Source organism: Streptomyces turgidiscabies Car8, assembly GCF_000331005.1.
In the GTDB taxonomy this organism is placed as follows: domain Bacteria; phylum Actinomycetota; class Actinomycetes; order Streptomycetales; family Streptomycetaceae; genus Streptomyces; species Streptomyces turgidiscabies.
In genome coordinates this window covers 1-10,976 of the sequence record NZ_AEJB01000321.1, presented here as the reverse complement: position 1 = coordinate 10,976, position 10,976 = coordinate 1, and the positions used below count along the sequence as shown (strand labels likewise).

Annotated in this window: 6 protein-coding genes; 3 read left to right on the top strand and 3 right to left on the bottom strand. The window is 68.1% G+C overall.

Going from position 1 to position 10,976, the window contains the following annotated elements:
• Nucleotides 1-331: 331 nt before the first annotated feature.
• Entirely contained in the window at nucleotides 332-598 is a 267-nt protein-coding gene (gene rpsT / locus STRTUCAR8_RS21515; protein WP_006377997.1) for a 30S ribosomal protein S20, read from the bottom strand.
• 276 nt (nucleotides 599-874) lie between these two features.
• Here rpsT and lepA point away from each other — a divergent pair, with 276 nt between their 5' ends.
• Together lepA and STRTUCAR8_RS21505 are read left to right on the top strand one after the other, a co-directional pair.
• Nucleotides 875-2,755 (top strand): translation elongation factor 4, encoded by a 1,881-nt coding sequence (gene lepA / locus STRTUCAR8_RS21510; protein WP_006377993.1) that lies wholly within the window; start codon nucleotides 875-877, stop codon nucleotides 2,753-2,755.
• A 342-nt stretch (nucleotides 2,756-3,097) separates the two neighbouring features.
• The gene (locus STRTUCAR8_RS21505; RefSeq protein WP_006377995.1) at nucleotides 3,098-4,972 is read left to right on the top strand and encodes an AMP-dependent synthetase/ligase; all 1,875 of its coding nucleotides are present in this window, start codon (nucleotides 3,098-3,100) and stop codon (nucleotides 4,970-4,972) included.
• Between the two features lie 73 nt (nucleotides 4,973-5,045).
• Here STRTUCAR8_RS21505 and STRTUCAR8_RS21500 read toward each other — a convergent pair whose 3' ends face one another.
• Both STRTUCAR8_RS21500 and STRTUCAR8_RS21495 read right to left on the bottom strand, forming a co-directional pair.
• Complete coding sequence (locus STRTUCAR8_RS21500; protein ID WP_006377999.1) at nucleotides 5,046-5,621, bottom strand: response regulator; 576 nt, start codon at nucleotides 5,619-5,621, stop codon at nucleotides 5,046-5,048.
• Nucleotides 5,622-5,633: 12 nt separating this feature from the next.
• Nucleotides 5,634-9,809 (bottom strand): HAMP domain-containing protein, encoded by a 4,176-nt coding sequence (locus STRTUCAR8_RS21495; RefSeq protein ID WP_048818798.1) that lies wholly within the window; start codon nucleotides 9,807-9,809, stop codon nucleotides 5,634-5,636.
• Nucleotides 9,810-9,911: 102 nt separating this feature from the next.
• Between STRTUCAR8_RS21495 and STRTUCAR8_RS51330 the strand changes: the two genes are divergently transcribed.
• Nucleotides 9,912-10,976: ATP-binding protein (locus tag STRTUCAR8_RS51330; RefSeq protein ID WP_044472612.1), on the top strand; the 1,065-nt coding region annotated here is incomplete at its 3' end.

Genomic DNA, 10,976 nt, shown 5'->3' with positions numbered 1-10,976 from the left:
GCCCTTACCCGTCCCATCCCGTTCCTGGGGGCTGCGCCCCCAGACCTCCGCTGCCGGCCCTGAACGGGCCTTGTCCTCAAACGCCGGACGGGCTGAAGGGGCGGGCCTGCCCACTGGAAGGCATGTGCCGGCACTCATGCCGAAGGCCCCGGGCGCTGTCCTGGGGAGGACAGTGGCCGGGGCCTTCGGGTCAGGAGTCTTCTGGTGTTGCTGGTGGCTTCACGCCCGCGTGGCGAACGCAGATCGTGCGTGGAGCCGGGGTGCCGGGTGGGAGCGGGAGAGAGGGCCCGCTGGTCCTCCGGCGGTTGGATCAGACCAAGGAAAGAGAGGTTCAGCCCTTGAGGGTGGCGACCTTGGAAGCAAGCGCCGACTTCTTGTTGGCGGCCTGGTTCTTGTGGATGACGCCCTTCGAGACGGCCTTGTCGAGCTGGCGCGCGGCAGCGCGCTGAGCCTCGGTCGCCTTCGCGACGTCACCCGCGGCAGCGGCCTCGCGGGCCTTGCGGATCGCGGTCTTCAGGGAGGACTTGACGGCCTTGTTGCGCAGCCGGGCCTTCTCGTTGGTCTTGATCCGCTTGATCTGGGACTTGATGTTCGCCACGAATGAGCCTTTTCAGGTTCAGGCGCACGAAGGCATGCCTCATGCGCCGTTTGATTGCTTCTTGGTTTTCACTGCACGTGTGTCTCCTGCTGAGAGGGCATGAGACACAACGGCCCAGGCTACCAGTCGCCCTCTGGACAGCCCAATCCGGTGGTCGGGGCCCGGCGAACCCGCCCAAACCGGTCCCCGCTCCCCGCCCGTGGGACCATGGAGCCTACGTATCGATTCGACCCGAGACCGCAGACACTGCGGACGCCTCAAGAATCAGGACCCTGCGTGCCCGCGATCCCTAGCCATGTGCCCGAGCCGAGTCGTACCGACCCGGCACTGCTCCGCAACTTCTGCATCATCGCGCACATCGACCACGGCAAGTCCACGCTCGCCGACCGGATGCTCCAGCTGACCGGGGTGGTCGACCAGCGGCAGATGCGCGCCCAGTACCTCGACCGCATGGACATCGAGCGCGAGCGCGGCATCACGATCAAGTCCCAGGCGGTGCGTCTGCCATGGGCCCCGACCGACGGTGACGGGGGCGGTCAGGGCAGGACTCACATCCTGAACATGATCGACACCCCGGGACACGTCGACTTCACGTACGAGGTCTCGCGGTCGCTCGCGGCCTGTGAGGGGACCGTTCTCCTCGTCGACGCCGCCCAGGGCATCGAGGCCCAGACCCTCGCCAACCTGTACCTGGCGATGGAGAACGACCTCAAGATCATCCCCGTACTGAACAAGATCGACCTGCCGGCCGCCCAGCCGGAGAAGTTCGCCGAGGAGCTCGCCAACCTCATCGGGTGTGACCCCGACGATGTCCTCAGGGTCTCCGCCAAGACCGGTGTCGGGGTCGACGCGCTGCTGAACAGGGTCGTCGCGGAGGTTCCGGCTCCCGTCGGGGTCGCGGACGCGCCCGCCCGCGCCATGATCTTCGACTCGGTGTACGACTCGTACCGGGGCGTCGTGACGTACGTACGAGTCATCGACGGGCAGCTCACCAAGCGTGAGCGGATCCGGATGATGTCCACCGGGGCGACTCATGAGCTGCTGGAGATCGGCGTCTCGTCCCCCGAGATGAAGTCGGCCGACGGGCTCGGGGTCGGTGAGGTGGGATACCTCATCACCGGTGTGAAGGACGTGCGCCAGTCCAAGGTCGGTGACACGATCACCACCCTGCACAAGGGGGCGACCGAGGCGCTCGGCGGTTACAAGGACCCGAAGCCGATGGTCTTCTCCGGGCTCTATCCGCTGGACGGGTCCGACTATCCCGAGCTGCGTGACGCTCTCGACAAGCTCCAGCTCAACGACGCCGCGCTCGTCTACGAGCCGGAGACGTCCGCCGCGCTCGGGTTCGGGTTCCGGGTCGGCTTCCTGGGGCTGCTCCACCTCGACGTCATCCGTGAGCGGCTGGAACGCGAGTTCGGGCTCGACCTCATCGCCACCGCGCCCAACGTGGTGTACCGGGTGGTGATGGAGGACACCTCCGAGCACATCGTCACCAACCCGAGCGAGTTCCCCGAGGGGAAGATCAGCGACGTCTACGAGCCCGTCGTACGGGCCACGATCCTCGCGCCGTCCGAGTTCATCGGGTCGATCATGGAGCTGTGCCAGACCCGGCGCGGTGTGCTGCTCGGGATGGACTACCTGTCCGAGGACCGGGTCGAGATCCGGTACACGCTGCCGCTCGCGGAGATCGTCTTCGACTTCTTCGACCAGCTGAAGTCGAAAACCCGCGGATACGCGTCGCTGGACTACGAGCCCACTGGCGAGCAGACCTCCAGCCTCGTCAAGGTCGACATCCTGCTGCACGGCGACAAGGTCGACGCGTTCTCCGCCGTCACGCACAAGGACGCGGCGTACGCGTACGGGGTGCGCCTCGTCGCCAAGCTGCGAGAGCTGATCCCGCGGCAGGCGTTCGAGGTGCCCATCCAGGCGGCCATCGGGTCGCGGGTCATCGCCCGCGAGACCATCCGCGCGATTCGCAAGGACGTTCTCGCCAAGTGCTACGGCGGTGACATCTCGCGTAAGCGGAAGCTGCTGGAGAAGCAGAAGGAGGGCAAGAAGCGGATGAAGATGGTGGGCTCTGTGGAGGTTCCGCAGGACGCCTTCATCGCCGTCTTGTCGAGCGACGACAACGCGGGGTCGGGCAAGGGCAAGAAGTAGACGACAGCGACCCGTGGGAATCGGGAGAATGGGGGCTCGCCGTGTAAGAACACGGCGGGCCTCCTTCGTATACGTACCGTCGGCCCTGTAGGAAGCGAACAGTCGCTCTCTGTAGGAAGTGACAGGCCGTCGCCCCTTACGCGCCGGGCGGTCGCCCCTTACTCTGATCTCTGCTCGGTAGTTACTCGCGAGTCACTCAGGTTCGCCTCGTGATGTGCAGGTCGGTCCCACCCTGCTGACCTGCTTCTCTGCTGGGGGTCCGGGGGTCGTCCCCCGGAAGACGCAGTAACAACAGCCGCAAATGAGCCAGCCGCCGCACTGCCGCGGGCCCCGGAGGATGTCGTGAGCGACACACAGACCTTGATCGAGAACCGCCCGCCGTCCGTCGCCGGTCTTTTCCTGGATCGCGTGGCCGCCACGCCGGACGCGGAGGCCTACCGCTACCCGGTGCCCCCGGCCGCCGGAGAGGGCCCCGACGATTGGAAGTCGCTGACCTGGGCGCAGGCCGCCGAACGGGTCTACGCCATCGCCGCCGGCCTCATCGAACTGGGCGTACAGCCGGAGCAGCGCGTCGCGCTCGCCTCCGCCACCCGCGTCGAGTGGATCCTCGGTGACCTGGGCATCATGTGCGCCGGCGCCGCCACGACCACGGTGTATCCGCAGACCAACGCCGACGAGTCGGCCTTCATCCTCGCCGACTCCGCCAGCAAGGTGCTGATCGCCGAGGACGCGACCCAGCTCGCCAAGGCGCAGGAGAAGCGCGCCGACCTCCCCGAACTCACCCATGTCGTGGTCATCGACCCGGCCGGCGTCGAGAGCGGCGAGGGGGTGCTCACCCTCGCCGAGCTGGAGCAGCGGGGTGCCGCGTACCTGGAGGAGCACCCGAACCTGATCAAGGAGCGGGTCGGGGCCATCACGAAGGACCAGCTCGCGACCCTCATCTACACGTCCGGTACAACGGGCCGCCCCAAGGGGGTCCGGCTGCCGCACGACAACTGGGCGTACATGGCGAAAGCGACCGCCGCGACGGGGCTGATCAGCGCCGACGACGTGCAGTACCTGTGGCTGCCGCTCGCCCACGTCTTCGGCAAGGTGCTCACCTCCGGCCAGATCGAGGTCGGGCACGTCACCGCCGTCGACGGCCGGGTCGACAAGATCATCGAGAATCTGCCGGTCGTCGAGCCGACGTACATGGCCGCCGTGCCGCGCATCTTCGAGAAGGTCTACAACGGGGTCGCGGCCAAGGCGCGGGCCGGTGGCGGCGCCAAGTACAAGATCTTCCAGTGGGCCTCCGAGGTCGCCCGCGAGTACGCCAAGGTCAGCCAGGACAACTTCCGGCGCACCGGCACCGCCTCCGTGCCCTTCGGTCTCGGCGCGAAGCACAAGGTCGCCGACGCGCTCGTCTTCTCGAAGATCCGCGAGGCCTTCGGCGGCAACCTGCGCGCGTGTGTGTCCGGATCGGCCGCCCTCGCCCCCGACATCGGCTTCTTCTTCTCCGGCGCCGGCATCCACATCCTGGAGGGCTACGGCCTCACGGAGTCCTCCGCCGCCTCCTTCGTCAACCCGGGCGAGGCCTACCGCACCGGCACGGTCGGCAAGCCGCTGCCCGGCACGGAGGTGCGCATCGCGGACGACGGCGAGATCCTGCTGCGCGGGCCCGGGATCATGGAGGGGTACCACGGGCTGCCCGATAAGACCGCCGAGGTGCTGGAGTCCGACGGCTGGTTCCACACCGGTGACATCGGTGAGCTGTCGCCCGACGGGTATCTGCGCATCACCGACCGCAAGAAGGACCTCATCAAGACGTCCGGCGGCAAGTACATCGCGCCGGCCGAGGTCGAGGGACAGTTCAAGGCGGTCTGCCCGTTCGTCTCCAACATCCTGGTCCACGGCGCCGACCGGAACTTCTGCACGGCCCTCATCGCGCTCGACGAACCGTCGATCCTGGGCTGGGCGAAGGACAACGGGCTCGACGGGAAGTCGTACGCGGAGGTGGTGGCCGCGCCGGGGACGGTGGCTCTCATCGAGGGGTACGTCAAGGAGCTCAACGGTGGGCTTCAGCGCTGGCAGACCATCAAGAAGTTCCGGTTGCTGCCGAGGGATCTCGACGTCGAGCACGGGGAGATCACGCCGAGTCTGAAGTTGAAGCGGCCGGTGGTCGAGCGGGAGTACAAGCATCTGATCGACGAGATGTATGCGGGGTCTCGGGAGGCGTAAGGGGGGGGTGCGGGGACTCGTGACGGCCGCGGGTGTGTTGTGGCCTGTCGCGCAGTTCCTCGCGCCCCTACGGTCAAAACTCGCGGCCTTTGTTGACCAGTTGGCGGAGTTCTCGGATCCGGCTCAGCAGTGCCTCGGTGCTCGGCGGGTTCTTGCCTGACAACTGGGTCTCCAACTCTGCCAGTTGGGTGCAGATCCGGTGGTCGTTGGCGTGTTCGCGGGTCAGTACGCGTTCCAGTTGCCGGTTCTTTCTGTGCAGGTCCAGGAAGACCGTGACCTTGGCCCGGAGTACCCAGGGGTCGAACGGCTTGGTCAGGTAGTCGGCGGCGCCGGTGGCGTAGCCGCGGAAGGCGTAGCCCGCGTCGGCGTCGTTGCCCGTCAGGAAGATGATCGGGACGTCCTTGGTCTGGTCGAGCCGTTTGATGTGGGCGGCGGTCTCGAAGCCGTCCATGCCGGGCATCCTGATGTCCAGGAGGACCACCGCGAAGCGCCGCCGCAGCAGCGCCTTCATCGCCTCCTCGCCCGAACGCGCCCGCACCAAAGGCTCGTTGAGGGACCCCAGGACGGCCTCCAGCGCGATCAGGTTGTCCTCCCTGTCGTCGACCAGGAGGATGCTCGCCCGCTCGTCGGTCCTTTCCTCAGTGTTCATGGAGACCGTGCCTCACTCGGTCGTCGGCGGGATCGCGGGCTCCCCGGGGGTGCGCGGTCCCGGCATAGTGGGCTCGCTCGTCGTGCCGGCCGTCTCGTCGAGGGCTTCGTCGTTGGGACGCTCGGGGTCCAGCAGCGCGCAGACCACCGTCAGCAGCTGGTCGACGTCGACGGGCTTGGGCACGTAGTCGTTGGCGCCCCGGGCGATCGACTTCTCCCGGTCGCCGGGCATCGCCTTCGCGGTGAGGGCGACGATGGGCAGGTCCGCCCAGCGCGGGGTGCGGCGGACGGCGGAGATCGTCTCGTAGCCGTCCATCTCCGGCATCATGATGTCCATCAGTACGAGTTCGACGTCCGGGTTGCGTTCCAGAGTCTCGATGCCTTCGCGGCCGTTCTCCGCGTACAGGACAGGCATCCCGACCCGCCCCAGCACATGGGTGAGCGCGAAGACGTTGCGGATGTCGTCGTCGACGATCAACACCCGCCGTCCGGGCAGCACCTGCCCGGCCCGGCCAACCGTCCAGGCCTCCAGCTTGGTCTGCGCGGGCCAGGAGTCCTCCATGTCGTGGGCCGCGTAGGGCTCGGTGGACACCCGCTCGGGCAGCGGGAGTTGACGGTCGTCGGACGCCGTGCCCGAGGTCGGACCCGTCGCCGGGTGGCCGGGGCTGACGACGGGGACGTACAGGGTGAACGTCGAGCCCCTGCCGGGCACGCTCTCGGCGATGATCCTGCCGCCCAGCAGGCCGGCGATCTCCCGGCTGATGGACAGACCGAGGCCCGTGCCGCCGTACTTGCGGTTCGTCGTGCCGTCCGCCTGCTGGAACGCCTCGAAGATCACCGGGAGTTTCTTGGCGGCGATGCCGATACCCGTGTCGGAGACGGCGAAGGCGATCACGTCGTCACTGTTCTCCCGGGTGTAGAGGTGATCGGGGTCGCTGATCCGGTTGACCCGCAGCTCGACCCGGCCGGACGCGGTGAACTTGATCGCGTTGGAGAGGAGGTTGCGCAGAATCTGTTGCAGGCGCTGCTCGTCCGAGTACATCTCGCGCGGTACGGCCTCCCCGACCGCCACCTCGAACGCGAGCCCCCGGTCGAGGGTGAGCGGGCGGAAGGTCGCGTGGACGTAGTCCAGGAGCTTGATCAGCGGCAGCCTCTTCGGGCGTACGTCCATCCGGCCGGCCTCGATCTTCGACAGGTCGAGGATGTCGTTGATGAGCTGGAGGAGGTCCGAGCCCGAGCGGTGGATCGTCGACGCGAACTGGACCTCCTGGTCGGAGAGATGGCCGTCCGGGTTGTCCGAGAGGAGGCGGGCCAGGATGAGGAGGGAGTTGAGAGGGGTGCGAAGTTCGTGGGACATGTTCGCCAGGAACTCCGACTTGTACTGGGAGCTGGTCGCCAACAGGGCTGCCTTCTCCTCCAGTTCCGCGTTCGAGCGCTGCAACTCCGCCTGCTGCTTCTGGAGTTCGTCCGAGCGCTCCTGGAGCTGCATGGCGAGGCGCTGTGACTCGCCGAGCAGGGACTCCGTACGGGAGTTGGCGATGATCGTGTTGATCGCGACGCCGATCGTGTTCACGAACTGGTCGAAGAACGCCAGGTGGACGTCGGAGAAGCGGGAGAACGAGGCGAGTTCGATCACGCCGAGCAGCTTGTCCTCGAAGAGGATCGGGATGATGACGACGCTGGCCGGGGCGGCTTCCCCCAGACCGCTGTTGATCTTGATGTAGTCCGGCGGGGCCTCCTCCACCAGGATCCGCTTCTTCTCGCGCGCCGCCTGCCGCACCAGTCCGTGCACCGGCATCCCGCCCGTGTCGACCGTCGCCCCCTGCGCCGACCCGTACCCCGCGATGAACGCCAGCCCCTTCGCGGGCACCGGCGCGCGCAGGCTCGCGCTGTCCTCGTCCGGGTCGGCCAGGAAGAACGCCCCGTACTGCGCGTTCACCAGGGGGGTCAGCTCCCGCAGGATCAGGTCGGCGACCTCCATCAGGTCCCGGTGGCCCTGCATCAGGGCGGCCAGGCGGGCCAGATTCGACTCCAGCCAGTCCTTCGCGCGGGTCGTCTCGCGGAGGTTGGCCACCATCAGGTTGATGTTGTCCTTCAGCTCGGCGACCTCGCCGCGCGTCTCCACCGAGATGGAACGGGACATGTCTCCCTGGGCCACCGCCGAGGCGACCTCGGCGATCGCGCGGACCTGGGTGGTCAGGTTCAGGGCGAGTTCGTTCACGTTGGTCGTGAGGCGCTTCCAGGTGCCGTACACGCCCTCGACCCTTGCCTGGCCGCCGAGTTGACCGTCGATGCCCACCTCACGGGCCACTCGGGTCACCTCGGAGGAGAACGAGGACAGCGTGTCCACCATCGTGTTGATGGTGGTCTTCAGCTCCAGGATCTCGCCCCGCGCGTCCACGTCGATCTTCTTCGAGAGGTCGCCCTGCGCCACCGCCGTAGCCACCTGGGCGATGTTGCGGACCTGCGAAGTCAGGTTGTCCGCCATGTAGTTGACGTTGTCGGTCAGGTCACGCCAGACCCCCGAGACGCCCAACACCTGGGCACGTCCGCCGAGTCGGCCGTCGGTGCCGACCTCGCGGGCCACCCGGGTCACCTCGTCGGCGAAGGCGCGCAGCTGCTCCACCATCGTGTTGACGGTGTCCTTCAGTTCGAGGATCTCGCCTCGCGCGTCGACCGTGATCTTCTTCGACAGGTTGCCGTTCGCGACCGCCGTCGTGACCTGGGCGATGTTCCGGACCTGCGAAGTCAGGTTCAGGGCCATGAAGTTGACGTTGTCGGTGAGGTCCTTCCAGACGCCTGACACGCCTCTCACCTGGGCCTGCCCGCCGAGGTTTCCTTCGGTGCCGACCTCGCGGGCGACGCGGGTGACCTCGTCGGCGAAGGCGGAGAGCTGGTCGACCATCGTGTTGATCGTCGACTTCAGTTCGAGGATCTCGCCCTTCGCCTCCACCGTGATCTTCTTGCCGAGGTCGCCCTGCGCCACGGCGGTGGAGACGAGGGCGATGTTGCGGACCTGCGAAGTCAGGTTGTCCGCCATGAAGTTGACGTTGTCGGTGAGGTCCTTCCAGACGCCTGACACGCCTCTCACCTGTGCCCGGCCGCCGAGGTTTCCTTCGGTGCCGACCTCGCGGGCGACGCGGGTGACCTCGTCGGCGAAGGCGGAGAGCTGGTCCACCATCGTGTTGATCGTCGACTTGAGCTCCAGGATCTCGCCCTGCGCGTCGACCGTGATCTTCTGGCTCAGGTCGCCGTTCGCCACCGCCGTCGTGACCTGGGCGATGTTCCGGACCTGTGAAGTCAGGTTCGACGCCATGAAGTTGACGTTGTCGGTGAGGTCCTTCCAGACGCCCGACACACCCCGCACCTGCGCCCGGCCGCCCAACTGGCCCTCCGTGCCGACCTCACGGGCGACCCGGGTGACCTCGTCGGCGAAGGCCGAGAGCTGGTCGACCATCGTGTTGACGGTCAGCTTCAGTTCGAGGAGCTCGCCGGTCGCCTCGACCGTGACCGTGCGGGTCAGATCGCCCCGGGCCACCGACGTGGTCACCAGGGCGATGTCACGGACCTGGGCGGTCAGCCGGGACGCCATCGTGTTGACCGCCTCGGTCACATCCCGCCAACTGCCCGACAGCCCCTGCACCTTGGCGCGTCCACCGAGCCGCCCCTCCGTACCGACCTCGCGCGCGACCCGGGTCACCTCGCCGGTGAACAACGACAACTGGTCGACCATCTTGTTCACGGTCCGGCCGAGCCGGCGCAGATCACCGCGCAACTCCCGGTTCCCGTCGTGCAGATCGACCCGCTGGGTCAGATCACCGCCGGCCACCGCGTCCAGGACGCGTGCCGCGTTCGCCGCCGGGGCGACCAGGGCGTCGAGGAGCCCGTTCACATCGTTGACGCGGGAGGTCCAGTGGCCCTGGCCGGGGCTCGCGGAGAGGCGTTCGTCGAGCCGGCCGTGCCGGACCAGGTCCCGCCGTACGCGCTGCACCTCGGAGTTGAAGTGCATATTGCGGTCCATGATCTGGTTGAACGCGGAACTCAGTTCGGCCACCGGGCCATGACCGGTTTCCGGCACCTTCGCGAAGTCACCGTCCCGGGCCGCTGTCATCGCGGCGAGCAGCGGACGCAGATCGGATGCCCGAATCTGTCCGTCTTCGAGCACTTGCGTAGCACTGTTCTCACTCATGGCGGCCCACTTCGGTAACTCGGCGCTTATGGGCGTGGTCAGTCTGTCACTCTGTCCGCGTCCACTGAGGTGTATTCGTACGATCTGCTCGGGGAGCTGCTGATGGGGGCCATTCCGACGCAACGGGAGACCGCGCCCCGTGCGCCGTCCCGTGCGCCCGGCGCGCCCGCGCGCCGGGGTGCGGACCAGCGCGCGGTGGCCCACGCCACGCTCGGCGGCGGCCCTCTCGCGCCCGGTGCCGCACGTGGCCTCGTCCGCGCCGCCCTGGCCGAATGGGCCCAACTCGGCCTGCCCGGCGCCGCGTCACTGCCCGACCGGCTCATCGACGACGCCATGGTGGTCGTCAGCGAACTCGTCACCAACGCCGTCGTCCACGCGGGGACGGACGTGGAGCTGCAGTGCCGTCTGGAGACGCCGGGGGAGTGGGGCGAGCCGGGTGAGCCGGACGAGTCGGAGGGGGCCGGGCGGCAGGAAGAAGGCGAGAAGAGAGGGAACGGGGAGGGGGCGGCCGGCGTCGCGCTCGTCGTCGAGGTGTCCGATCACCATCCCTCCCGCGCACCCCGGGACGGCGGTGCCGAACTCCCGTACGACATACCGGAGTACGGGCGTGGCCTGCGCCTCGTCTCCGTGCTCTCCGAGGCCTGGGGGGTCACCTACCGCACCGGCATCAAGACCGTCTGGGCGCGGCTCCCCGCCGACGGCATGCCGGTCGACGACGACCTCGACCCCTACGCCGGCACCCGGACACTCGGGCAGGGGTTACGGGTCGCCGAGATCCTCGCCCCCGAGCCGCAGCGCGACCCGCACGACCAGGAGTGGCTCAACCACGGCGCCCTCTCCTTCCTCGCCGAGGCCTCCGACCTGCTCGCCGGACAGCTCGACGAGGACCTCGTCGCCTCACTCACCGGACAGCTCCTCGTACCGCGCCTCGCCGACTGGTGCGCGGTGTGGCTGGAGGACGAGTCCATGGGGCGCGGGAGCTGGGGTGACGGCGGCGGTGGAGGAGGAGGTGGTGGTGGCGGGGACGGGGACGGTGGGTACACCGGGCCCGGGCCGCGGCTCGCGCGGGTCTGGCACGGCAGCGAGGACTGTATCGAGGAGCTGCGCCGCGCCCTGGAGAAGGACCCGCCGCGCCCGCCGGACACCACCAGAACCGGTCCGGTCACC

What these genes read in the sequence shown, in the direction of transcription:
- STRTUCAR8_RS21500 (WP_006377999.1), bottom strand. Translation starts at nt 5,621, where the DNA reads ATGAACACTGAGGAAAGGACCGACGAGCGGGCGAGCATCCTCCTGGTC.
- STRTUCAR8_RS21495 (WP_048818798.1), bottom strand. Translation starts at nt 9,809, where the DNA reads ATGAGTGAGAACAGTGCTACGCAAGTGCTCGAAGACGGACAGATTCGG.